This window comes from Bradyrhizobium sp. WSM3983, assembly GCF_000473045.1.
Lineage (GTDB): Bacteria > Pseudomonadota > Alphaproteobacteria > Rhizobiales > Xanthobacteraceae > Bradyrhizobium.
The window spans coordinates 92599-116307 of record NZ_AXAY01000004.1 but is presented as its reverse complement, the minus strand read 5'-3'; the positions used below and the strand labels follow the sequence as shown (position 1 = coordinate 116307).

The window sequence follows — 23709 nt, the reverse complement described above, 5'->3', positions numbered from 1 at the left end:
TCATGCGCGCTGCGGCCGCAATTCTCATCACTTTGCTTCTCGCCGGCTGTGCCGGCAACGAAGCGCCGGTCCAGCAGCCGTCGATGTATGCCGACATGTCGGTCCCGGGCGCCAAGCTTGATGCGCCGGCGGCCGCGATCATGATCTCGCAATACCGCCAGAACAACGGGCTCGGCACCGTCGTCATCGACTCCGATCTGATGCGGCTCGCCGAATCCCAGTCCCAAGCCATGGCGGCGGCCAACAAGATGGACCACGACGTCCGCGCGCCGCTCGCCAAGCGCCTTGCTTCCGGCGGCTACCCTGCGACGGTGGCGGTCGAGAACGTCTCGGCCGGCTATCATACGCTGGCGGAAGCGTTTTCCGGCTGGCGCGACTCGCCGCCCCACCGCGCCAATATGCTCAAGAGCGGTGTCACAAAATTGGGCATAGCGGCGGGCTATGCTCCAGGCACCAAGTACAAGGTGTTCTGGACCATGATCCTGGCTTCGACGGACCCCCGATAAGCCAGACTTGATCCCGGAATGCATTGACGCCGCGGCAGACTGTCGCCACGGTGGCTCGCCTTTTGCTATTGTTCCTGCATGACAGATCACAGCCCGGAAGTCGCAACAGTCCCCGCGAAGGCTCAGCGCGTCCTGGTTCTCCAGGGCGGCGGTGCGCTCGGCTCCTATCAGGCAGGCGCCTATCAGTCGCTGTGCCATTTCGACTTCGAGCCGGAATGGGTTGCCGGCATCTCGATCGGCGCCGTCAATGCCGCCATCATCGCCGGCAATGAGGGCCAGACCCGCGTCAAGCGGCTCAAGGAATTCTGGGAGATGGTCTCCAAGCCGGTGCCATGGAAGCCGCTCGGCAAGAGTGACCACAGCCGGGAGCTGTTCAATTCCACCAGCGCTGCGCTGATCGCCACCTTCGGCGTGCCGGGTTTCTTCACGCCGCGCATTCCGCCTGCGCCGCTCTGGCCGCCGGGCAGCCCCCAGGCCGAGAGCTATTACGACACCGCGCCGCTGAAGAAGACGCTGGAGCATCTGGTCGACTTCGACCGCATCAATGATTTGAAGACGCGCCTGTCGGTCGGGGCCGTCGGCGTTACCTCCGGCAACTTCAAATATTTCGACAATTACGAGTTCAAGAAGCTCGGCAAGAAAATCGGTCCCGAGCACATCATGGCCTCCGGCGCGCTGCCGCCGGGCTTTCCGTCGGTCGTGATCGACGGCGAGCATTATTGGGACGGCGGCATCGCCTCCAACACGCCGCTCGACTTCGTGCTCGATGCCGAGGTCAATCGCGACATGCTGATCTTCCAGGTCGATCTGTTCAGCGCCCGCGGTGACCTGCCGAATTCGCTGCTCGAGGCCACCGAGCGCGAGAAGGACATCCGCTTCTCCAGCCGCACGCGGATGAACACCGACAAGAACAAGCAGATCCACAACGCGCGCCGTGCCGTGCGCGACCTGATCGGCAAATTGCCGGACTATCTGAAGAACGACCCGTCAGTCGAATTCCTCGCGAAGATCTCGCGCGAAAGCACGGTCACCGTGGTGCACCTGATCTATCGCAGCAAGAACTACGAATCCTCGTCCAAGGACTACGACTTCTCGCATGTCGCCATGGTCGAGCACTGGGAAAGCGGCGTGCGCGATGTGCATTTGTCGATGCGCCACAAGGACTGGCTCGAGAGGCCGCAGTCCGGCGAGACCATGGTGACCTACGATCTCACCGGGGACGTCACCGCGCCCCCGCCAAAAAGGAGCGAATAATATGGGTACTCTGTCAGGCAAGAACGCCGTCGTGACCGGTTCGACCAGCGGCATCGGGCTCGCCTATGCGCGCGCCTTTGCGGCTGCCGGCGCCAATGTCGTGATCAACGGTTTCGGTTCACCCGAGGATATCGAGAAGGAACGCGCCAAGATCGAGTCCGATTTCGGCGTCAAGGCAGTCTACTCGCCCGCCGACATGACCAAGCCGGCCGAGATCGCCGGGATGATTGCGCTGGGCGAGAAGTCGTTCGGCTCGGTCGACATCCTCGTCAACAATGCCGGCATCCAGTTCGTCTCGCCGATCGAGGAATTCCCGCCGGAGAAGTGGGACCAGATCATCGCGATCAACCTGTCCTCGGCCTTCCATGCCATCCGCGCCGCCGTCCCCGGCATGAAGAAGAAGGGCTGGGGCCGCATCATCAACACCGCGTCCGCGCACTCGCTGGTCGCCTCGCCCTTCAAGTCGGCTTACGTTTCAGCCAAGCATGGCATTGCCGGCCTGACCAAGACCGTGGCGCTGGAAGTCGCAACTCACAAGATCACCGCCAACTGCATCAGCCCCGGCTATGTCTGGACACCGCTGGTGGAGAAGCAGATCCCCGATACGATGAAGGCGCGCAACCTCACCCGCGAGCAGGTCATCAACGACGTGCTGCTCGACGCGCAGCCGACCAAGGAGTTCGTGACTTCCGAGCAGGTCGCAGCACTCGCACTGTTCCTGTGCAGCGACGATGCCGCGCAGATCACGGGCACGAACCTGTCGATCGACGGCGGCTGGACCGCGGAGTAACGGCTACGATGCCGTAGGGTGGGCAAAGGCGCGTCAGCCCAGTGCCCACCATCTCTCCCTGATCGAAAAAAAAGTGGTGGGCACGCTCCGCTTTGCCTACCTTTACGACACCGAGGCCGCGGCGGCCTCTTCCCGCTCAATGGCTCCAGGCCAACGCCGTCACGATCGCGGATTGCAGGTTCAGCTCCGCGAACATGATCTTGCCGGCGACCACGATGAGGACGCTGGCGAGCGCCACGCGCAGCACCGTCTCCGGCACGCGCGTCGCGCTGTAGCTGCCGAGGATGATGCCCGGCAGCGAGCCTAGCAGCAGCACGCCCATCAGGGCCCAGTCGACCGAGCCGAGCATCCAGTGTCCGATGCCGGCCACCAGCGTCAGCGGCACCGCGTGCGCGATGTCGGAGCCGACGATGGTCGCCATCGGCAGGCGTGGGTAGAGCAGTAGCAGCACGGTCACGCCGACCGCACCGGCGCCGACCGACGAAATCGAGACCAGCACGCCGAGCATGATGCCGGTGATGACAGTCGCAATCACCGTGGTGCGCTCGCTGACCTGCTCCATGCGCCGGCGATAGCGCTCCATGATCGATTTGCGGAAGATCAGCGATGTTGCGGTCAGGATCAGCGCGAAGCATAGCACCAGATTGACCAGGTTGCGCTCGGCATCGCCCCTGAGGTCGAGCTTCCACAGCACCAGCAGCGTCAGCGCGCTCGCCGGGATGCTGCCGCAGGCAAGCCGCAGCACCGCCGGCCAGTGCACACTGCGCGACCAGCCATGCACGATGCTGCCGCCGGTCTTGGTAGCGGCGGCATACAGCAGGTCGGTGCCGACGGCGGTGGTCGGGTGGATTCCGAACAGCAGGATCAGCAGCGGCGTCATCAAGGAGCCGCCTCCCACGCCGGTCAGCCCGACAAGCAGGCCGACGCCGAATCCCGAGGCGACGTAAAGCGGATCAATCATGGTTGGGAAAATCTAGGTTTATCTCGTCATTTGGGCAATACGACGTAGAATAAATTTCCCCTGGAGCGCAACCGCTTGGGTGGAATAAGAAAAATTGTGCTTCAAGGCGGGACCAGGGAGGCGTTTCGCCTTGTCCTCAGGCTCGTTGGGAAACAGTCGTTCCCCGAGGGGGCGAGCAAGGATGGGTCCCTAGACCTATTTACCAAACGCCAGCACGTGCAGCCCCAGCCGTTGCCGCACGATCCAGAACAGCAGCACCGTCTCGAAGGTGAGCGAGATCGAGGTCGCGGCCGCGGCGCCGTGGCCGCCGAAGCGCGGCACCAGCGCGATGCAGAGCACGAGATTCATCACGAAGGCGAGCGCATAGGCCAGCGCGCAGATCTTCTGTTGGCCGAGCATGTTGAGCAGGCGTTCGACGGGCCCGATCGCAGAGCGCACCACGAGGCCGACCGCGGCGACGAACATGATGTCGTAGCCGACAACGAATTGCGGTCCGAACAGCCAGAGCAGCGGCTTGCCCAGCGTGAGCAGAACGGCGGTCGCCGCCAGCGACGGCCAGAACGTCCAGTTGATGGCGTGCGCGACATAGGCGGACAAGCGCGTCTTGTCGCCGAGCGCGTTGTATTCGGCAAAGCGATGCGCCGTCGTTGCCGACATCGCGTAGTGGATGAAGGACACCAGAGCCAGCGTCTTCACGACAGCGAAATAGACGCCGACTTCGTCGGAGGGGCGGAACTGCTGCAGTACCAGCACGTCAGTGTAGGACAAGAGCAGGTAGAAGCTTTCGACCAGCAGGATCGGCAGCGAGACGGCGAGCCAGCCACTGATGTCATAGGCCTTGGGGCCTGGCTCGATGTGATCGGCGAGCTTACGGTTCAGCACCACCATCTGCCCGGTCATCGCGATCCACACCGCGCCGGCGCTCGCGACCATCGCGGCGATCGCGCCGAGATGATAACCGAGCAGGAAGGCGCTAGCGGTGATGCCGATGATCAAGGCTTGGCGGATGATGAATTGCGGCATCAGGCCGAGCCGCATCCAGTCATGCGAGCGCGCGATGCCGTCCTGGGTGTTGGCGACGACGAAGGCGGGCAGCGTCATGCAGCCGATATAGAGCGGCAGCTCCTCGGCCGGGTCGATCCAGGGCGACAGCAGTTTGACGATGCCGGCAAGCGCCAGAGAGACCAGCGTGGAGATTGCGAAGGTGAGCCAGCGACTGCCGGAGAGAAAGCCGCGCAATAGCGCGTGATCACCGCTGGCGCGATATTCCGGAATGATCTTTTGCGCGGAGGCCGAGATGCCAAAATCCATCATGCTGCCGAGCAGCAGCACCCAGGTCCAGACATAAACATAAATGCCGTAGTCGGATGTCCCAATCCAGCGCGCGAGGAGCACTTGCGAAAAATACGCAAGGCCCGCGCTAATGACGCGGATGACGAAGATGGTGCCGGCCAGCCGCCGCGTCAGCGACGCTTCGCTCGATCCGCCCGTCAGCCTGGCACGCAGCCGCGCGATCAGCCCGGCCGGTCCGGTCGTTGCGGGTTCTGCATCCATCACGGCCAATTCGAAGAATCCCCGGGCATCCCGCATGCAGCGGTAGGTCGGGATTAGCAACCATTCGTTAAGATTCAGTTGGGTGGCTATCCGTCGTCCTGGCGAAAGCCAGGACCTACTATCCCTGGAAGAAGTTTGACGAAGACTCGGGGTTACCAGTTGCGCGCCGCCAGTACCTCTCGGGGTAATGGGTCCTGGATCTGCGCTCCGCTTCGCTGCGCTTGTCCAGGACGACGAACTACTCCAAATTCGTATTGAACTCGTACGATTTCTCCGGCCCCACCAGCGTGAACTTTAGCGCTGCACCATCGGGCTTGACGCCCGGCGGCAATCCGTCGAGCTCGAATGAAAATCGCTTCACGCCGGGCGGGCTGTGCTCTACCGGCGCCGGGATCGGCAGCGACCACTCCAGTGTCGGCCCCTCCACGAACAGATTGACCTTGCTGTTCTCGGGCGCAACGACATCCACCACCACGTTCTTGGGCCCGTCGCGCTTGACGTCGCGGATGGTCAGCGGATTGGGATCGCCGATGGTGGCGGGCTTCGGCACGGTGTCGAGCGCCGCGCGCAGATTGGCATCTTCGGTCGAGGCGACGTTGTTGAAACCGAGCTCGACATTGGCCTCGACGGGAATGCAGAGCTTTTCGCAGACGGCGTAATTGATCTCGGCGCGCAATGTCACCGGCTTGTCGGCGGCCTTGGCGACGATACGCAAGGGCAGCACGATCTGGTCGTGATAGCCGATCGAATGGCCGCCCGCGCCGTCGTCGAATTTCAGCGGCGCCGGCCACATCACCGTCACCGTTTCGACATTGTCCGACTTGGAGAAGTCGAACCGCGGCGGCACACCGGAATCGCCGGGCATGCGCCAATAGGTCTTCCAGCCGGGCTGGAGCTGGAAAGCGATACCGCCGAGCAGCACCGCGCCGGTGCGCGATCCCGCGAGCAGCCGCACCGCGGAATGGCCGTCGCGCTGCCACAATGAAGCATCGTCGGCATGGGCCACCATCGTCAGCGGCGACGTAAGCAAGGTGGTCGCGACGCCAATCGCCGCATGCAGGGGAACTCTTGTCAGCATGGTACGTCTTTACAGGGTACCCCCGGGGCAAACCATTGAATTGCTTGTGATGGATGCACTTGAATCAAGTCTCTGCAAGCCTTGATTTGACAGCAGCCCGGCCCGACATCAGGATAGGAATGGAAACCGGAGTGCTTCATCCATGGCTCCCACAGGCAAGAGGACGGGCGAAAGCACCCGCAGCGCGGGCGCTGGGCTCCCCAATTCGGCCGGTTATCTCGACGGCCGGCTCCTGATCGCGATGCCTGTCATGGGGGACTCCCGCTTCGAGCGCTCGGTGATTTATCTTTGTGCGCATTCGGCCGAGGGCGCGATGGGCATCATCGTCAATCATCCGGCCGGCAGCATCGATTTCCCGGAACTGCTGGAGCAGCTCGGCATCGTCAAGAAGGGCGAGCACATCAAGCTGCCGCAAAATGCCGAAAGCATGAAAGTGCTGGCCGGCGGCCCGGTCGACACCGGCCGTGGCTTCGTGCTGCATTCCAGCGACTTCTACATCGAGCACGCGACATTGCGGATCGACGACGGCGTCTGCCTCACCGCGACGGTCGACATCCTGCGCGCGATCGCGAACGGCTCCGGCCCCAAGCACGCCATCCTCGCGCTCGGCTATGCCGGCTGGGCGCCGGGTCAGCTCGAGACTGAGATCCAGAGCAACGGCTGGCTGCATTGCGACGCGGATGCGGATCTGATCTTCGGCGACGATGTCGACGAGAAATACGGCCGCGCCCTGCGCAAGATCGGCATCGATCCCGGGATGCTGTCGAACGACGCGGGGCACGCGTAGTTTGGTGCGACGCTCTCCCATGTCGTCCCGGCCTAGTGCGCAATTGCGCACGGGGGCCGGGACGACAGCAAGCTACTCCGCCGCTTGCTGCTGCACCGTCGGCTCGGTCCCCGCCACCGTCGCGCGGCGCATGTCGCGGGGCTGCGACTGGTCGTAGCGGCGGACGCGGTGCATGGTCTGGCGGTTGTCCCACATCACGAGATCATGCAGCTTCCACTTGTGGACATAGACGAATTCTGCGTTCGTCGCGTGCTCATTGAGATCGCGCAGCAGCAGCCGTCCCTCCGGCACGCTCATGCTGACGATCTTGCCGGCGTGCGATGAGAGATACAGCGACTTGCGGCGATGCACGGGATGGATGCGCACTAGTCGCTGCAGCACCGGCTTGAACATCGCCTTCTCTTCGTCGGTGTATTCGGTGAAGCCGAGCGATCCCCGCGAATACATCAACGAGTGCTCGCAGACGAGATCCTCGATCTCGGCCTTGGTCTCGTCGTCGAGCGCGTCATAGGCCGCGCGCATGTCGGCGAATTCGGTGTTGCCGCCCTTCGGATTCACCACGCGCGCCGACAGCAGCGAGAATTTTGCCGGGATCGGGCGGAACGAGCTGTCGGAATGCCACAGGCAGTTGCCGAGATTGAACAGGTGCGTGCGGCTGTCCTTGGCGAGCGGCTTGCCGTCCTTGCCGAGATTGGAGACGTCGTTGAGGCCGGACTGGAGCCGGTAGTCTTTCGCCTGCGTGACGGTGCCGCCGCGCGCATCCTCGCGCTGACCGAAATTCAGCGCGAAGGCCATCTGCTGCTCGTCGGTGATGTCCTGGTCGTGGAAGATCAGCACCGCGTATTTGTCCATGGCGGCCTCGACCTCGCGGGCTTCATCCGGTGTGAGAGCCTTTCGCAGATCGAGGCCGGAGACCTCGCCGACAAAATGCTTCTGAAGCTGCCGGATGGCGATCGTCATGGCGCATCTCCCGCGAACCGCGAGCGGTTGGTCCCGCCCTGCCGGTGAAAAAGCTACTCCTGCACTCCTCGTTGTCAACGCTCGGTGCGCATATCTCTTAAGCGCTGAGATTGACAAGGCTGGAATCGATCCGCAGACATCAAACAAGCAAAACAAAAAGGAGGCCGCGATGGCGAACGAGCTCGATTTCTCTGGCAAGCAGGTGCTGGTCGTCGGTGGTTCCAGCGGCATCGGCAACGGCATCGCGCAAGCTTTTCGCGCCAGAGGCGCGCATGTTGCGGTGTGCGGCACGCGTGCTCTTGCAACGGAATATTCAGCGGAGCAGGGCTCCGATCTCACCGGTCTTGCTTACGCGCAGCTCGACGTCAGCAACCCCGGTGCCATCGAAGCGTTCAAGCCTTCCTGTGATAAGCTCGATATCCTGGTGCTCGCGCAGGGCGCGGTGATCTATCGCCGCGGCGAGTTCGAGATGGCGGGCTTTCGCAAGGTCGTCGAGGTCAATCTGATGAGCCTGATGGCGTGCGCGACGCGGTTTCATTCCATGTTGCGGGATTCCAAGGGCGCGCTGATCATGGTGTCCTCGACTGCGGCCTATCATTCCACCATGGGCAATCCCGCGTATAATGCGTCGAAGACCGGCGCGGTCGGATTGACGCGGACGCTGGGCGAGGCCTGGGCGGAAGACGGCATCCGCGTCAATGGCATCGCGCCCGGTCTCGTCGACACCAAGATGACGAAGGTGACGACCGACAATCCGAAGCGGCTCGAAGGTGCATTGTCACGCATTCCGCTGCGGCGATTGGGCACGCCGGCCGATATGGCGGGTGCGGCGCTGTTCCTGGCCTCGCCGTTGTCGTCCTACATCATTGGGCAAACGCTGGTCGTCGATGGCGGGCTCATTCTCTAGGCCAAACTCTGAGCCGCATTGGAACTGCGCTGCTCCTGATCGGTTACTCCGGCAGACCCCGAGGAGGAGCATCATGGACAACGACAGGATTGTCGGATCGGCCAAGGAATTCGCTGGACGCGCGGAAGGCGCGGTCGGCGATCTCGCAGGCGATGCGCAGACACAGGCGTCGGGCAAGGCGCGCGAAGCCGCCGGCACCGTGCAAAATCTCTACGGCCAGGCCAAGGATGCCGTGCGCGACGCCACGGACACCGCCACCAGCTACGCCAAGGACGCTTACGACAACAGCGGCGACACTTTTCGCGATGGCACGCAGGCGATTTCGAAGAAGGTGCAGGACAATCCGCTCGGCGCGCTTCTGGTCGCCGGCGGCATCGGCTTCGCGCTCGCGCTTCTGATGTCCCGCCCCGCACGCCGTCCACCGCCGCGCTGGCGCTATTACCGCTAGGTCGTCATCCCGGGGCGCGCCTCTTGGCGCGAGCCCGGAATCCATTTATCAACATTGATCGTGGCGCGATGGATTCCGGGCTCGCGCTCTGCGCGCCCCGGAATGACACCTTAATTCAGAGCAGCGACTACCGCGCCATTTCCGCCGAGCGCCCGACATTGCCGGGCGGACGCGGGATCGCGGGATTGGGATACGGGCTGCGCGGCGCCGGCGCCAGTTGACGCGGCGGTGCTTGCGGCGAGCCGAAGCCGAAGAAATCGCGCAATGACGGCGTGGCCTGTGCCGGCTGCTGCGGCGGCGTCGGCTTCTTCGGCGCGAGCGGCTTGGGCGGCGTGATCGCGGCGGCAGCACCGGGCGGGCCGGCCACACCGGGAGCCGTGGTGCCACCATCGGGCGTCGTCGCCGCCACCGGCGTATCGCCCTTGGCCTGCTCGCGACCAACTTCGCGACGCGGCCAGGAATAATCATCGGCACGGCCTGCAGGCGCAGCGAGCGGCTCGCCCTTCACCAGCGTCCGGGCGGCGAGCGCATCGACGGCGGCGGGGCGTGTGCCCGGTCCACCCAGCAACTGATCGGTCGAGATCGAGGCCGCAACCAGCGGCACGATCGGACCCGCCAGCGGCCGCGGCGCCGGCTTGCCGGGCTCGGCGCTGGTGTCGGGCGTCGCCGGTTCGCTCGGCAGCGCGATCGGGCCGGAGCGGCCCGCCAGCAGGCGCGTGATCTCGCGCTCGACATAATGCGCGAGTTTTCGCGCGCCCGGCTTGGTGAAATAGACGCCGTCATAGCTGCGGAGTTGACGGATCTGGCCTTCGAAATCCGGACCCTTCTGCAGGAAGCGGCCGGCTTCGTCGACGAAGCCGTCCCAGACGTCGACATAGGTGATGCCGGCCTTGGCCGCGCCTTCGCGATAGAGCGAATCCAGGAACAGCATGTCCGCGGTGCCCTTCGGTCCGCGGATCGCAGGCAGGCCGACCCAGAGCACCGGCACGCCCTTGGCTTTGAGGACGTTGGCGAGCTCCTCGATCTTCTTGCTGTAGAGCTCGACCCAGCGGTCGTCGCGGAATTCGTAGAGGCCGTTCGGGTTGCGCGCGGTCTTTTCCGGCGCAGCGGCGGGCGTATCGGCGTTGTCGGCGTCGTCCTGCGGCAGGTCGGTGTCAACCGGCTTGTCGTCGGGCTTCGCGGCCGTGTCGGGCTTGGCATCGCCGGGCTTGGCGTCACCTTTTCCTTGCGGCTTCGCGCGCGCGCCCTTGTCGTTCTTCTTGTCCTTGTCGGCCGGCTTGTCGGATTTGTCGGCGACGGGCTCGCGGATCGCGATGCGGTCGTTGAGGCCGAGCATGACGACGATGACGTCAGGCTTCTCGGTCTCCAAAATGCCCTTCGCGGCGGCCACCCAATCCGAGGGCTCGCCCTTCGGCTGGTACTTGATCAGGCCGGATGTGGTCTTGTGCTTGCGGATCACGCCCATGTCGGGCTGCTCGGTATAGGCGTCTTCCAGGCCGTAGGCGAGCCAGTCGGCCATGGCGTCGCCGATCACCAGCACGTTCTTGTCGGGAATGGTGTCGCGCTTGGCGGGCGCCGGCGCGCGCGAAAAATCCTGACGCGGCGCTTGCTGCTGTGGCTGCTGGAAGGGCGCAAAGAAATCGCCGCCGAACCAGCCGCCACCGCCGCCATTTCGTGGTGGCGGAGCCTGGCGCTGCGGCGGACCGCCGAAGCTAGGGAAGTTGAAGAACTGCGCCGAAGCCGGACCCGCGATCGAGACCAGGATCGCGAGCGCCGTCCCCAGCGCGATCAGCGGGCCGGTCTCGGTGAGCGCCTTGAAAAAGGATTTGGGCTTCGACATGCGATCTCGGGCGCGCGCAACGGGGTCTGGGATTGCCAGAATATAATAACGGAATTGGGCGCCAAACGGGCAAATTCTCTTGCAGATTCTTGGGGCAATACCGGGGATCGGCCAAAATCCCAGCTCAGGGTTACTTTCGGCACTTTTTACCGCCCGCGCAGCCGGTCCAGCGCGTCGGAGGAGGCAAACCCGTCCGCAGGCACCCCGATCGAGGCCTGGAAATTGCGCAGCGCGTCCCGGGTCTGGCCGCCAAATTGGCCGTCCGGGGTGCCCTTGTAGAAGCCCCGCTGGGCCAAAAGCTGCTGGAGTTCCAGCCGCTCGCCCCGGGACAATTCCCGCTCCTGCCGCGGCCAGGGCTGCACGAAGGGCTGGCCGCCGCGCAGGCGGTCGGCGAAATGGCCGATCGCCATCGCATAGGCCTCGGCCGGATTGTATTTCATGATGACCCGGAAGTTCTGCAGCATCAGGAAGCCCGGGCCCTGCGCGCCGGCCGGCGCCAGCAGATAGGCCTTTTCCGCCGGATGCGGGAAGGGCTGGTTGGTTGGTCGCTTGAGCCCGAGCTTCTCCCATTGCGCGACCGTCATCGCCTTGGCGCGGTCGGCCAGCATGTAGTTGAAGCCCTGAGGCACCACGACCTCGTAGCCCCAGGTCTGGCCGCTCTGCCAGCCGTCCTTTTTCAGATTGTTGGCGGTGGAGGCGATCAGGTCGGTGGGATTGTCGACGACGTCGCGCCGTCCGTCGCCGTCGCCGTCCACGGCAAAGCGCTTGAACGCGGTCGGCATGAACTGGGTCGGGCCGAACGCGCCGGCCCAGGAGCCGCGCATCTGCTCAGGCCTGAGATCGCCGCGGTTGAGGATTTCCAGCGCGGAGAGGAACTCGTCCCTGAAATAGGCCTGGCGGCGCCCGACGCAGGCGAGCGTCGCGGTCGATTGCAGCACGCTGCGGTCGCCCATCTGCGTCGAATAGTTGGACTCGATGCCCCAGATCGCCGCGATAATATAGCGATCGACGCCAGTGGCCTTTTCGGTCGCATCGAACTGCGCCTTGTACTTGGCGAGGACTTCCTTGCCCTTGGCGAGGCGGTTGTCGTTCACGAGAATGTCGAGATAGTCCCAGATCGACTTGGTGAATTCGGGCTGCGAATCCATCAGGTCCATGATGCGCAGATCGGGAGACAGGCCCGCGGTGAAGCGCTGGAAATTGTCCTGCGTGATGTTGCGCCGTGCGGCATCAGGCCACATCCCCGCGACGCAATTGTCAAAATTGCCGGCGGCTTCGCGGATCGCGGCCGCGGTCATCAGCGGATGGCCGGAGGCGCCGTCCTCGCCGCTCCAAGGCTGAGCTCCCGTTTGGGCGCCGCCGGGGCCGGGCGGGGCTTGCGAGGGTGCCGGATTCGGGCCGGAGAAAATCCCGCCGAACAGGTTCGACAGGCCGTTTTGCGTCTGGGCCTGCGCCGAGACAGGGAACAGCAAGGTGGCCGCAATCAATGTTGTGCTGGTCAGCGATCCAGTGCGTCTTGCCAACCCTGCCACCGATTGCATCATGTCCCACCTGTCCGGCCGAAAATCCGCCATCAGGAGGCCCTGTTACGGTTGCCAATAACTTAACAAAGGTGAAATTTTATTGGCTGCTTTTTTCTTAACTCTATGCGGACGAGGCCCCACATCCGCCTTTGTTACCGGCTGCAAACCGGCTAGCAAGATGCCATTGCTCTCGTCACATGTGTCCCAAGGTATTCGATCAATCACATGAAAATCCGCAAAGCCGTATTCCCCGTCGCCGGCCTCGGCACCCGCGTCTTGCCCGCCACGAAGGCGATGCCGAAGGAAATGCTCACCATCGTCGACAAGCCGCTGATCCAGTACGTCTATGACGAGGCGAGGGAAGCCGGCATCGAGCACTTCATCTTCGTCACCGGCCGCAACAAAAATGTCATAGAAGATCATTTCGACAAGATGTTCGAGCTCGATTCGACGCTCGCTGCGCGCGGCAAGAAGGCCGAGCAGGAGATTTTGGCACAGAACCAGCCGGAAGCCGGCGCCGTCAGCTTCACCCGCCAGCAGGCGCCGCTCGGCCTCGGTCACGCGGTCTGGTGCGCGCGCGACATCGTCGGCGACGAGCCGTTCGCGGTGGTGCTGCCCGACGAGCTCGTGCTCAACACGCCCGGCTGCCTGAAGCAGATGATCGAGACGGCCAGCAAGCTCGGCGAAAAATCCAACGTCATCGCGGTCGAGGCGGTGCCCGACCATCTCACCCATCAATACGGCATCTGCGGCGTCGGAAAACGCACCGGCAAGATGTTCGAGGTCGACGGCATGGTCGAGAAGCCGGCCAAGGGCACCGCGCCCTCCAACCTCTCGATCACCGGCCGCTACATTCTCCAGCCCGAGATCTTCAAGATCCTGGAGACCCAGGAGCGCGGCGCCGGCGGCGAGATCCAGCTCACCGACGCCATGATCGGCCTTGCCAAATCGCAAAAATTCTACGGCGTTGAGTTCGAGGGCGAGCGCCATGATTGCGGCTCCAAGCCCGGCTTCCTCCGCGCCAACATCGCCTACGCGCTGAAGCGCCCGGAATTGCGTGAGGGGCTGATCGCGGAGATGAAGAAGTATCTGGGGCAGTAGGCCCCCAATGTCGTCCCGGCGAAGGCCGGGACCCATACCGCGGAATCTATCAAGTGCGATCGGTAAGCGTACCGAACTACTAATCTTCGCCAAACCACTCCCTGTGGTTATGGGTCCCGGCCTTCGCCGGGACGACTCCGTGGTTGTGGTGCGCAGTACCGCAGCCGCGCCTCACGCCACCAGCGACAGCTTCGGCAAGCTCGCCACCACCGACTGGTTGCGGCCGCCGGCTTTCGCCGCATAGAGCGCCTTGTCGGCGGCGGCGACCAGGATGGCCCAGTCCATGCCGGCCGTGGGCGCAAGGCTGGCGATGCCGCAGGAGACGGTCGATCCCGTCCCGCCCTCGGACCAGCCAAGCACCTTGGTCCGGATGGTCTCGGCGATCTTGAAGGCATCGGCGGCGGACGTGTTCGGCAGCAGCACGGCGAACTCCTCGCCGCCATAGCGCGCGGCGCAGTCGCCGGCGCGGCCCACCGAATCGGAGATGCAGATGGCGATGCCGACCAGCACCTGGTCGCCGGCCTGGTGGCCGAAGGTGTCGTTGTAAGCTTTGAAGTGATCGGCATCGATCATCAACAGCGCGACCTGCATCCTCTGACGCATGGCGCGGCGCCATTCCATGTCGATGACTTGGTCGAACTTGCGGCGGTTGCGCAGGCCCGTGAGCGCGTCCGTCGTCGCCATCTCCTCGAGCTTGCTTTCGGCATCCGCACGGCGGCCGATCTCGCGAGCGAGCACGATGGCCGAGCCCAGCACGAACAGGGAGAGCACCAGGACCACGGCGCCGATGCGGAGCGCCTCCTTTTGCCAGAGCTCGAACACGGTATCCAGCGGTTTGCCCGCCACGACAAACAGCGGACCAGAGCCGCTGCTGCGCACGTAGAGGCGCGGCGTAACGTCCACCGGCCCCTTGCCGGTGTAGGATCCGCCGGCCTTGAGATTGTCGGGCTTCCACTCCTGCTGCGTTCCCAGGTTCCTGCCGATGACGTCGAGGTCGAACGGTCGCCGCATCATGATGGTGCGGTCGCGCTTCAGCACGGTGATGGTGTCGTTGGGACCGAGGCTCAGTCGCTCGAATAGCTCGTGGAAATAGCCGAAGCGGATCGAGCCGGCGACGACCCCCAGGAAGCCGCCGTCGGTGTCGCTGATGCGCCGGCTCAGCACGATTGAATAAGCGCCGCGGAACAGCATCGGCCGGCTGATGAACAGCGCGGCCTCGGGGTTGTCGCGGTGAATCCTGAAATAGTCCTCGTCGGCGCGGTTCTCCGGCTGTGGATCGAGCGTGGAGGCGTCGATGGTCAGCCTGCCGTCGGCATCGAACACCTGGATGGCGCCGAAATGCCGCGCCGTCGTCGCATGATCGAACAGGATGAGGTGGCGGATCGGCTTCGAGACCGTGGCGAGCTCGGGCAGCATCATGTTGCTGGCGACCGCCTTCAGCGACAGGTCGTAGATCTCGATATTGCGGCTGATGTCTGCGTCGATCGACGTGGCCAGGTTTTCCAGCGTCTGGCGGGCAAGCGCCTCCTCGCCGTGGCGCATGTCCAGCATGACGTTGACGCAAATGGCGGAAAAGCCGATCACCGTCACGACGGACGAGATGATCAGCAGCTTCGCCGAAATACGCCACGGCCGGCGGGCCGTGGTGTCGCGCGATCCAGACAGCATCCTTTGCTCCCGACCCTGATGGATGCGCCTGAAATCTTGCGTAGTGTTTAAGCCGCGACGACGCTGCCGCAATCAGTTAAGGATTGGTTTCCGCGAGCCTCGTTTTTACGCAGATCATGCCGCGGACGAAGCGATAGAGGACGGCGGTGAACGATTACGACGCGCTACGCGATTACCTGCTGCGGCAGAAGCAGATGGAATTCGTGCTGAGCTTTGAAGAGATCGAGGAGATCATCGGCGCGGCACTCCCGCGTGCGGCGAATCGTGCCTCATGGTGGGATACCTCGCGCAGCCCCGACATCCAGATGCCGCAGCGCGAAGCCTGCCTCGCTGCGGGTTTTAAGGCCATGCGGATGCCGGACGGGCAGACCGTGCGGTTCACGAAGATGAAGAGCGACCGGAGGCGGTAGCGCGGCCGGCTATGATGCTTACCCTCCCCTGGAGGGGGAGGGTCGGCGCACATTGAGCGCAGCGAAATGTGCGACGGGGTGGGGTGACGGTCTCTCCACATCCAACAGTGCCCGAGTGGAGAGATCACCCCACCCCGCTCGCGCTACGCGCGATCGACCCTCCCCCTCCAGGGGAGGGTAAGACGTGCAGTCTAGCTCGCCGCTTCCAGCCGCACTTCCGTCAGCAGCCGCATCGCGGCGTCCGCGTCCATCGGCTCGCCGAAGGCAAAGCCCTGCGCGTATTCGCAGCCCAGTTGATACAGCTCGACCGCGTCGGAATCGGTCTCGGCGCCTTCCGCCACCACGTCCATGCCGAGATCATGCGCGAGCGCGATGATCGACTTCAGGATCACCGGCCGCGTGCCGCGATTGGTGGTGCGGACAAAGGACTGGTCGATCTTGATGGTGTCGAACGGGAAGCGTTGCAGATAGGCCAGCGACGAATGGCCGGTGCCGAAATCGTCGAGCGACAGCCCGGTACCGAGCTCGCGAATCCGCGTCAGCATTTGCGCCGCGTGCTCCGGATTCTCCATCACCAGCGATTCGGTCAATTCCAGCTTCAGCGTGCCGCGCGCCACCGAGGAGCGCGACAGCACCGTGCGGATGTCGTGGATCAGGTCATGGCGCAGCAATTGCCGCGAGGAGACGTTGACGCTCGCGAAGATCGGCTCGCGCGAGCGCATCGCGCGCTGCCAGATCGAGAGCTGTTTTGCGGTCTGGTCGAGCACGAACATGCCGAGGTCGACGATCAGGCCGGTCTCTTCCGCGATGGTGATGAATTCCGACGGCGCCATGCGCCCGAGCTTCGGATGATCCCAGCGCACCAGCGCCTCGAAGCCGGCGACCGAACGATCCTCCAGCCGCACGATCGGCTGGTACAGGATGGTGAGCTCCTGCCGCTCGATGGCGCGGCGCAGTTCGCTCTCCAGCGTCAGGCGATCGGTCTTTCGCGCGCGCATCGCCGGCTTGTAGACATCGATGCGGTCGCCGCCGATGCGCTTGGAATGATACATCGCAAGCTCGGCGTCCTTGATGATCTCGTCGGTCAGTTGCGTCTGAGGATCTGAAAGGGCGAGCCCGATCGAGGCAGTCAGGAAAATCTCGCGATCGTTGAAGGCGATCGGGGCGCGGATGGTCTTGCGGATGGTTTCCGCGAAGGCGGTGATGCGGGCCGGGTCCTGCTCCGACAGCAGGATCAGGCCGAACTGGTCGCCGGCAAGCCGGGCCAGCGTGTCCTGCGGCTTCAGGATGCGGGTGAGGCGGCGGGCCAGCGTCAGCAGGATGGAATCGCCGACCGCGATGCCGACGGAATCGTTGACCTGCTTGAAGCGGTCGAGGTCGATCACCATCAGCGTCGGGCGCAGCGTCGGCATCGATTTTGCGAAATGCGCGACCGCACCCAGCCGGTCCATGAACAGCTTGCGGTTGGGCAGGCCGGTGAGATTGTCGTGCACGGAATCGTGCAGCAGGCGTTCCTCGGCGTTGCGCAGCTCGGTGACATCGGTAAGCGTGCCGACCACGCGCGAGACCTCGCCGTCGGAGCCGACCACCGGGCGCGCCTTCAGCGCGAACCACATGAAGTGGCCGTCGGGAGTGCGCAGCCGGAAATCCTGCACCAGCCGGCCGCGGCGCTGGTCGAGCACGCTGTCCAGCGCAGCGCGGAAACGGTCCTGGTCGAGCGGATGCAGCACTTCGAGCCAGGAGGCTGCCGGACCTTCCAGCGTGCCGCGCTTGAGGCCGAGCAGGGCCTCGGTCTCGGGGCTTGTGAAAACCTTATCGGCGGAGACGTCCCAATCCCAGATCAGATCGCCGGAACCGGCCAGCGCCAGGGCCCGCCGCTCGATATCTGAGACGACGCCGGTGGTGGCGCCGCCGCCGGCAAAGGCGTGCTGCATCACCGTGAAGCCGATCAGCATCACGATCAGCACGAGGCCGCCGAGCAGCGCCGGGCCGACGATGTCGTTGGTAACGGAACCGGCCACCGTCATGCCGGCTGCAACCACCCAGACCACCAGGAGGAACCAGGTCGGGATCAGCAACACCGCCCGGTCGAAGCCGTGGGTCGAGAGATAGACGATCAGCGCAAAGCCGGCGAAGGCGATCAGCACCAGCGAGATGCGCGCGATGCCGGAGGCGACGGCCGGGTCGAACAGCGCGAGCGCAACCAGCGAGCCAAGGAATGCAAGCCAGCCCACCGTGATGTGGGAGTAGCGCACATGCCATCGACTGAGATTGAGATAGGCGAACAGGAACACCAGCAGCGTCGCCGCCAATATCGCTTCACCCGCCGCGCGCCAGATGCGCTCGGCGTTGTTCGACATGTCGAGCACCTTGCCCCAGAAGCCGAAATCGACACCGATATAAACGAGCACCGCCCAGGCCAGCGCCGCCGCCGCCGGGAACATGATGCTGCCCTTCACCACGAACAGGATGGTCAGCACCAGCGCCAGCAGGCCGGAGATGCCGATCACGATGCCCTGGTACAGCGTGAAGGAGTTGACCTTGTCCTTGTAGGCTTCCGGCTCCCACAGATAGAGCTGCGGCAGCTTGTCGGTGCGCAACTCCGCGACGAAGGTGACGACGGCGCCGGGATCGAGCGTGATACGGAAGACGTCGGCGGTCGGGCTTTCCTGCCGTTCCGGCCGGTCGCCGGTCGAGGGCGTGATGGTCGCGATGCGCGACAGCCCGAGGTCGGGCCACAGCAGGCCTGACGACACGATGCGGTAATGTGGGGCAACGATCAGGCGGTCGAGCTGGTCGTCGGTATTGTTGGCGAGCGCGAACACCACCCAGTTCTGGCCGCCTTCGCGGGCGCGCACCTCGATGCGGCGGACGATGCCGTCGGTGCCGGGCGCGGTGGAGACCTGGATGCGGTCGGCGTCGCTGCGCTGATGCTCGAGCACGCCGGTGAGGTCGATCGCGGGCGCATCGCCACGGACGCTGACAGCGTCAAGCGCGCGTGCAGGGGACGCGGCGACAAGAATCATGAGGCCCAGCGCGATGGGCGCGAGGCACCTGATCAGACGCAAGGTCAGTTCTCCGCGTTCGACGCAAACTCTGTAAAGACGATTTCAGACCGAACAGAAGTGGTTCGGCAGGTGGCGATAGATGCCACGAAACCCAAGAAAATCAAAGGGTTTCCGCCTCGTCTGGTGGGCCAGCGGCCTAGACCTCCAACACAATTTTGCCAATATGTGCGGAGGTCTCCATGCGCCGGTGTGCGTCGGATGCCTTTTCCAGCGGGAAAGCGCTGTCCATCAGCGGTTTGACGCGGCCTTCCCGCAAAAGCGGCATCACTTTAGCCTCGATCGCAGCCACCATCGCCGCCTTGTCCGCATTACTACGGGGGCGCAAGGTCGAGCCGGTATGGGTCAACCGCTTCACCATCACCTTGGCGATGTTAACGCTGACCTTGGGGCCGTTGAGGGTTGCGATCTGCACGATGCGTCCGTCGACCGCGGCGGCGTCATAGTTGCGGTCGACATATTCGCCCGCGACCATGTCGAGGATCAGGTTGACGCCGACCTTGTCGGTCTCTTCCTTCACTACGGCGACGAAGTCTTCGGTCTTGTAGTTGACGGCGCGGTCGGCACCGAGCTTGAGGCAGGCATCGATCTTGTCCTGCGAGCCGACGGTGACGAACACTTTTGCGCCGAACGCCTTGGCGAGCTGGATCGCCATGGTGCCGATGCCGGAGGAGCCGCCATGGATCAGCAGCGTCTCGCCGGCTTTCAGCCCGCCGCGCTCGAACACATTGTGCCAGACCGTCATCAGGGTTTCCGGCAGCGCGCCGGCTTCCGCGATCGACAGCGCCGGCGGCACGCTCATCGCCTGGGCGTCCTGCGCGATGCAATACTGCGCATAGCCGCCGCCGGCGACGAGCGACATCACCTTGTCGCCGATCTTGTGCCGCTTGGCGTTGCTGCCGACGGCGACCACTTCGCCGGCGATCTCGAGACCCGGCAGGTCGCTGGCGCCGGGCGGCGGCGGATAGGCGCCGGAGCGCTGCGCCACGTCGGGCCGGTTGACGCCCGCGGCCTGCACCCTGACCAGGATCTCGTCGGGACCGGGCTGCGGCAGGGGCCGTTGTTCCGGCACCAGCACCTCCGGTCCGCCGGGCTTGGAGATGGCGACCACGGTCATTTGCGCGGGCAGCTTTTCCATGATTTGTCCTTGGAGAAGAGGGCAGGATTGAACAGGCCAGTTGATTAACCAGAGCGCCTGGCGCTGGCAACCGCTTCAACTTGGTTTGACCGCCTAGCGGACCTGATCGGAGGAACGACGATGCCGATGGAAGACGACGACCGCCCGCGCAAGAAGGTCACCCACGAGATCGGACAGGATCTCTCACTGTTGTCAGTCGAGGAACTGACCGAGCGCGTCGCCCTGCTGAAGACCGAGATCGGCAGACTGGAAGAAGCCGCCACCAGGAAGCGCGCCTCGCGCGACGCGGCGAACAGCGTGTTCAAGTCGTAGGGACCGGTGCTGGAGCGGAGCTGGCCGTATGCACAGTCCTCATCCTGAGGAGCGCGCTCTTGCGCGCGTCTCGAAGGATGGCCGCGGACGAGAGCGGGGCCTTCATGGTTCGAGACGCGCGCGAAGGGCGCGCTCCTCACCATGAGGGTCTGGTTTGAGCTCTCGCTGGGGGCGACGACGAAGAGGTTGTTCCCCCCTCGGCCACTGACCGACATGGCTAACGAACCCTCAAAATAATCGTTCGTTTACTCCACATTAAGCTTTCGGGTTTATGACTGGAACTGTCCTCGTTTGGACACCGAGTGGCTCCTGTCCACTCTGTTTGACGCCTCCCTGTTATCAACTTTCAAAGCCGCCGGTTTTCCGGCGGCTCTTTTTTCGTCTCATTCCTGCTTTTTGCGTCTCGTCCCGGTTGAATTCCGAGGAATGACCCGCGGAAACCATATCTGCGCTTGTCGCTGGACTCCGCGGTCCCAGCGCGCAATGATTTGTTCATCATAAGCCGGCGCCAAAGCCGGACGGATAAACAGTTGCGTAAGGGGCGTTAACCATGGAACGTTTGCAAGCCGACGGCGCTCTCGTTCAACTCAGCGAGCGGTTCACCAATTCTGCGGCGTTCGGCGCCCTGTTCCGCGAGGGCATGGATCTCGTCGAGGAGACCGCAGCCTATCTCGACGGCGCCGGCCGCAACGAGGCCAAGGCGCTGGATCGCGCCGTCAGCCTCACCTACGCGACCGAAAGCATGCGCCTCACCACACGCCTGATGCAGCTCGCCTCGTGGCTGTTGCTGCACCGAGCGGTGAAGGAAGGCGAGATGACGCTGGTCCAGGCCAATCGCGAGAAGACCAAGGTCAAGCTCTCCGCCGCCGATCCCGGCCCCGCCGATACCATCGAGAAGCTGCCGTCGCTGCTCCAGGAGCTGATCCATCGCTCGATGAGCCTGCAAACCCGTGTCCGCCGCCTCGACACCACCATCCATACCCCGCCGGCCGAGCTCCCCGCGATCGGCAATCCGCTGGTGCCGCATCTCAACGCGCTGAAGGCCGCGTTCGAGCGGTAAGCGCTATCGCCGCCGATGACGGGTCCAAAAACAAAAACGCCCCCGGTCCTCCGGGGGCGTTTTTCGTCTCCAGCCTTGCGGCCGGATCAATCCTTTTTGAGGAAGCCCGAAAACTTCTTCTGGAAGCGCGAGACGCGGCCGCCGCGATCCATCAGCTGGGCGTTGCCGCCGGTCCAGGCCGGGTGCGACTTCGGGTCGATGTCGAGGTTCAGCGTATCGCCTTCCTTGCCCCAGGTGGAGCGGGTCAGGTACTCGGTTCCGTCGGTCATGACGACCTTAATCGTATGATAATCCGGATGAATTTCGGCTTTCATGGCAATTCCTAGGGCGCCCGGCGCCTCGCTCGAGTGACTATCGAATGACGGATTTGGCGGGGTCTATACCCCAGAGGCCCCTTCAAAACAAGCCATTGTGGGCAAAGGAGAACCGGGCTGGCCCCTAAGGGACATCCCGGATTTGCCTCGCCCCCTGCCGCGGCCTATGTGGAGTCAACGTCTCTCTTTTGGTCGGATTCTAATGAGCGCAGTAGAACGGCTTGAAACTGGGCCCGCAGAGGCCCCGTCGATTGAGGTCGAACTGATCGAGCAGCCTGAGAAAGGCCGCGCCAAGCTGCGGCCGCTGATGGCGCTCGCGCCTTACGTGGCCCGCTATCGCGGCCGGGCGGCGCTCGCCTTCGTCGCGCTGACGGTCGCGGCGTTGACCACGCTGCTGGTGCCGGTCGCGGTGCGCAGGATGATCGATTTCGGCCTGACGCCGGAAGGCATCGCGCTGATCAACAGCTACTTCTCGGTGATGATTGCTGTCGTCGCCGTGCTCGCGCTCGCGAGCGCCTCGCGCTACTACCTCGTGATGACGATCGGCGAGCGCATCGTCGCCGATCTCAGGCGCGACGTCTTCGCGCATCTGCTCTCGCTCTCGCCGGCCTTCTTCGATTCCGCGCGCAGCGGCGAGCTGGTGTCGCGCCTCACCGCCGACACCACGCAAATCAAATCCGCGGTCGGCGCCTCCGTCTCGATCGCGCTGCGCAATCTGATGATGTTTTTTGGCGCGGCAGCCATGATGGTGATTACGAGTCCCCGTCTCTCCGGCTTCGTGCTGCTGGCCATTCCCCTGATCGTGCTGCCTCTGGTCGCCTTCGGGCGCTGGGTGCGACGTCTGTCGCGCAATGCACAGGACACGCTTGCCGATGCGTCCGCCTATGCCGGCGAGCTGATCGGCGCGATCCGCACCGTGCAGGCCTATACCAGCGAGGGCTTGGCTGCGAAGCGCTTTGGCGGCGAGGTCGAGCAGGCCTACGAGGCCGCGCGCACCTCGACCCAGGCCCGCTCGGTGCTGACCGCCATCGTCATCTTCATCGTGTTCGCCAGCGTGGTCGCAATCCTCTGGATCGGCTCGCATGACGTGCTCACCGGCGCGATCACGCCGGGCCGGCTCGGTCAGTTCGTGCTCTACGCGGCTTTCGCGGCCGCAGGCCTCGGCCAGCTCAGCGAGGTCTGGGGCGAGGTGTCGGCTGCGTCCGGCGCTGCCGAACGCCTGTTCGAGATTTTGCATGTGAAGCCTGAGATCGCAGCACCCGCGTCGCCTCGCGCGCTGCCGGTGCCGGGGCGCGGCGAGGTCGGCTTCGACCGCGTCAGCTTCTCTTACCCCGCCCGGCCCGACGTCAACGTGCTCGACGCCGTATCGTTCACCGTGCGGCCCGGCGAGAAGGTTGCGATCGTCGGCCCGTCCGGCGCCGGCAAGAGCACGATCTTCCATCTCCTCTTGCGCTTCTACGATCCGCGCAGCGGCGCAATCTCGCTCGACGGCGTGCCGGTGAAATCTGCCGACCCCCGCGATTTCCGCTCGCGCATCGCGCTGGTGCCACAGGAATCCAATGTGTTCGCCGCGAGCGCCCGCGAAAACATCCGCTTCGGCCGGCCCGATGCGACCGACGCCGAGGTCGAGCGCGCCGCCGAGCTCGCGCATGCCACCGAGTTCATCCGCCGTCTGCCCGAAGGTTTCGAGACCCCGCTCGGCGAGCGCGGCGTGACGCTCTCCGGCGGCCAGCGCCAGCGCATCGCGATCGCGCGCGCGATCCTGCGCGATGCGCCGCTCTTGCTGCTCGATGAGGCGACTTCCGCGCTCGACGCCGAAAGCGAGACGCTGGTGCAGACCGCGCTCGAGGAGCTGATGCGCCACCGCACCACCCTGGTGATCGCGCACCGCCTCGCCACCGTTCTCTCCTGCGACCGCATCCTGGTGATGGACCAGGGCAAGATCGTCGAGCAGGGCACGCATGCGGAGCTTGTGGCTGTGAATGGGCTTTATGCCAGGCTGGCGAGGCTGCAGTTCGAGGGGGCGTGAGGTG

21 protein-coding genes are annotated in these 23709 nt (G+C 64.3%); 11 read left to right on the top strand and 10 right to left on the bottom strand.

Features of this window, described 5'->3' with window-relative positions:
- Window positions 1-2 precede the first annotated feature (2 nt).
- From YUA_RS0107860 to YUA_RS0107850, 3 genes are all read left to right on the top strand, one after another.
- A complete protein-coding gene (locus YUA_RS0107860; RefSeq protein WP_027530173.1) occupies window positions 3-506 on the top strand; it encodes a CAP domain-containing protein in 504 nt (167 codons plus the stop codon).
- A 78-nt stretch (window positions 507-584) separates the two neighbouring features.
- The gene (locus YUA_RS0107855; RefSeq protein ID WP_027530172.1) at window positions 585-1760 is read left to right on the top strand and encodes a patatin-like phospholipase family protein; all 1176 of its coding nucleotides are present in this window, start codon (window positions 585-587) and stop codon (window positions 1758-1760) included.
- 1 nt (window position 1761) lies between these two features.
- Entirely contained in the window at window positions 1762-2550 is a 789-nt protein-coding gene (locus tag YUA_RS0107850) for a 3-hydroxybutyrate dehydrogenase (protein WP_027530171.1), read from the top strand.
- A 136-nt stretch (window positions 2551-2686) separates the two neighbouring features.
- Here the strand turns inward: YUA_RS0107850 and YUA_RS0107845 are convergent, their stop codons facing one another.
- The 3 genes from YUA_RS0107845 to YUA_RS0107835 form a co-directional block, all read right to left on the bottom strand.
- Window positions 2687-3511: a sulfite exporter TauE/SafE family protein gene (locus YUA_RS0107845; RefSeq protein ID WP_027530170.1), complete on the bottom strand. Its 825-nt coding sequence runs from the start codon at window positions 3509-3511 to the stop codon at window positions 2687-2689.
- A gap of 195 nt (window positions 3512-3706) precedes the next feature.
- Window positions 3707-5074, bottom strand: coding sequence for a flippase (locus tag YUA_RS0107840; protein ID WP_027530169.1), 1368 nt, complete (start codon window positions 5072-5074; stop codon window positions 3707-3709).
- 229 nt (window positions 5075-5303) lie between these two features.
- On the bottom strand, window positions 5304-6143 hold the full coding sequence (locus tag YUA_RS0107835) for a protein-disulfide reductase DsbD domain-containing protein (protein WP_027530168.1): 840 nt from the start codon (window positions 6141-6143) through the stop codon (window positions 5304-5306).
- A 142-nt stretch (window positions 6144-6285) separates the two neighbouring features.
- Here YUA_RS0107835 and YUA_RS0107830 point away from each other — a divergent pair, with 142 nt between their 5' ends.
- Window positions 6286-6930 (top strand): YqgE/AlgH family protein, encoded by a 645-nt coding sequence (locus YUA_RS0107830; protein ID WP_027530167.1) that lies wholly within the window; start codon window positions 6286-6288, stop codon window positions 6928-6930.
- 72 nt (window positions 6931-7002) lie between these two features.
- Here the strand turns inward: YUA_RS0107830 and YUA_RS0107825 are convergent, their stop codons facing one another.
- Window positions 7003-7890 (bottom strand): TauD/TfdA family dioxygenase, encoded by an 888-nt coding sequence (locus tag YUA_RS0107825; protein ID WP_027530166.1) that lies wholly within the window; start codon window positions 7888-7890, stop codon window positions 7003-7005.
- Between the two features lie 169 nt (window positions 7891-8059).
- Here YUA_RS0107825 and YUA_RS0107820 point away from each other — a divergent pair, with 169 nt between their 5' ends.
- Entirely contained in the window at window positions 8060-8797 is a 738-nt protein-coding gene (locus YUA_RS0107820; protein WP_027530165.1) for an SDR family NAD(P)-dependent oxidoreductase, read from the top strand.
- A 73-nt stretch (window positions 8798-8870) separates the two neighbouring features.
- Window positions 8871-9245 carry a CsbD family protein gene (locus tag YUA_RS0107815; RefSeq protein WP_027530164.1) on the top strand — a complete coding sequence of 125 codons (375 nt, stop codon included), beginning with the start codon at window positions 8871-8873 and terminating at the stop codon, window positions 9243-9245.
- Between the two features lie 127 nt (window positions 9246-9372).
- Here YUA_RS0107815 and YUA_RS0107810 read toward each other — a convergent pair whose 3' ends face one another.
- Both YUA_RS0107810 and YUA_RS0107805 read right to left on the bottom strand, forming a co-directional pair.
- Window positions 9373-11085 carry an SGNH family hydrolase gene (locus YUA_RS0107810; RefSeq protein ID WP_027530163.1) on the bottom strand — a complete coding sequence of 571 codons (1713 nt, stop codon included), beginning with the start codon at window positions 11083-11085 and terminating at the stop codon, window positions 9373-9375.
- Window positions 11086-11231: 146 nt separating this feature from the next.
- Window positions 11232-12629 (bottom strand): lytic murein transglycosylase, encoded by a 1398-nt coding sequence (locus YUA_RS0107805; protein ID WP_198029382.1) that lies wholly within the window; start codon window positions 12627-12629, stop codon window positions 11232-11234.
- A 204-nt stretch (window positions 12630-12833) separates the two neighbouring features.
- Between YUA_RS0107805 and galU the strand changes: the two genes are divergently transcribed.
- Window positions 12834-13709 (top strand): UTP--glucose-1-phosphate uridylyltransferase GalU, encoded by an 876-nt coding sequence (galU, locus tag YUA_RS0107800; protein WP_027530161.1) that lies wholly within the window; start codon window positions 12834-12836, stop codon window positions 13707-13709.
- A 171-nt stretch (window positions 13710-13880) separates the two neighbouring features.
- Here the strand turns inward: galU and YUA_RS0107795 are convergent, their stop codons facing one another.
- A complete protein-coding gene (locus YUA_RS0107795) occupies window positions 13881-15377 on the bottom strand; it encodes a diguanylate cyclase (protein WP_027530160.1) in 1497 nt (498 codons plus the stop codon).
- 146 nt (window positions 15378-15523) lie between these two features.
- Here YUA_RS0107795 and YUA_RS0107790 point away from each other — a divergent pair, with 146 nt between their 5' ends.
- The gene (locus tag YUA_RS0107790; RefSeq protein WP_027530159.1) at window positions 15524-15787 is read left to right on the top strand and encodes a hypothetical protein; all 264 of its coding nucleotides are present in this window, start codon (window positions 15524-15526) and stop codon (window positions 15785-15787) included.
- Between the two features lie 191 nt (window positions 15788-15978).
- Here the strand turns inward: YUA_RS0107790 and YUA_RS0107785 are convergent, their stop codons facing one another.
- Together YUA_RS0107785 and YUA_RS0107780 are read right to left on the bottom strand one after the other, a co-directional pair.
- Window positions 15979-18855, bottom strand: a complete 2877-nt coding sequence (locus tag YUA_RS0107785) for an EAL domain-containing protein (RefSeq protein ID WP_027530158.1) — start codon at window positions 18853-18855, stop codon at window positions 15979-15981.
- Between the two features lie 136 nt (window positions 18856-18991).
- On the bottom strand, window positions 18992-19990 hold the full coding sequence (locus YUA_RS0107780) for an NAD(P)H-quinone oxidoreductase (protein ID WP_027530157.1): 999 nt from the start codon (window positions 19988-19990) through the stop codon (window positions 18992-18994).
- Between the two features lie 120 nt (window positions 19991-20110).
- Between YUA_RS0107780 and YUA_RS0107775 the strand changes: the two genes are divergently transcribed.
- Both YUA_RS0107775 and YUA_RS0107770 read left to right on the top strand, forming a co-directional pair.
- A complete protein-coding gene (locus YUA_RS0107775) occupies window positions 20111-20302 on the top strand; it encodes a DUF1192 domain-containing protein (RefSeq protein WP_027530156.1) in 192 nt (63 codons plus the stop codon).
- A gap of 550 nt (window positions 20303-20852) precedes the next feature.
- Entirely contained in the window at window positions 20853-21362 is a 510-nt protein-coding gene (locus tag YUA_RS0107770; RefSeq protein ID WP_027530155.1) for a DUF1465 family protein, read from the top strand.
- Between the two features lie 86 nt (window positions 21363-21448).
- On the opposite strand, the gene rpmE is transcribed toward YUA_RS0107770, so the two are convergent.
- Window positions 21449-21676, bottom strand: a complete 228-nt coding sequence (gene rpmE / locus YUA_RS0107765; RefSeq protein WP_027530154.1) for a 50S ribosomal protein L31 — start codon at window positions 21674-21676, stop codon at window positions 21449-21451.
- 202 nt (window positions 21677-21878) lie between these two features.
- Here rpmE and YUA_RS0107760 point away from each other — a divergent pair, with 202 nt between their 5' ends.
- Entirely contained in the window at window positions 21879-23705 is a 1827-nt protein-coding gene (locus YUA_RS0107760; RefSeq protein ID WP_027530153.1) for an ABC transporter ATP-binding protein/permease, read from the top strand.
- Window positions 23706-23709: the final 4 nt, after the last annotated feature.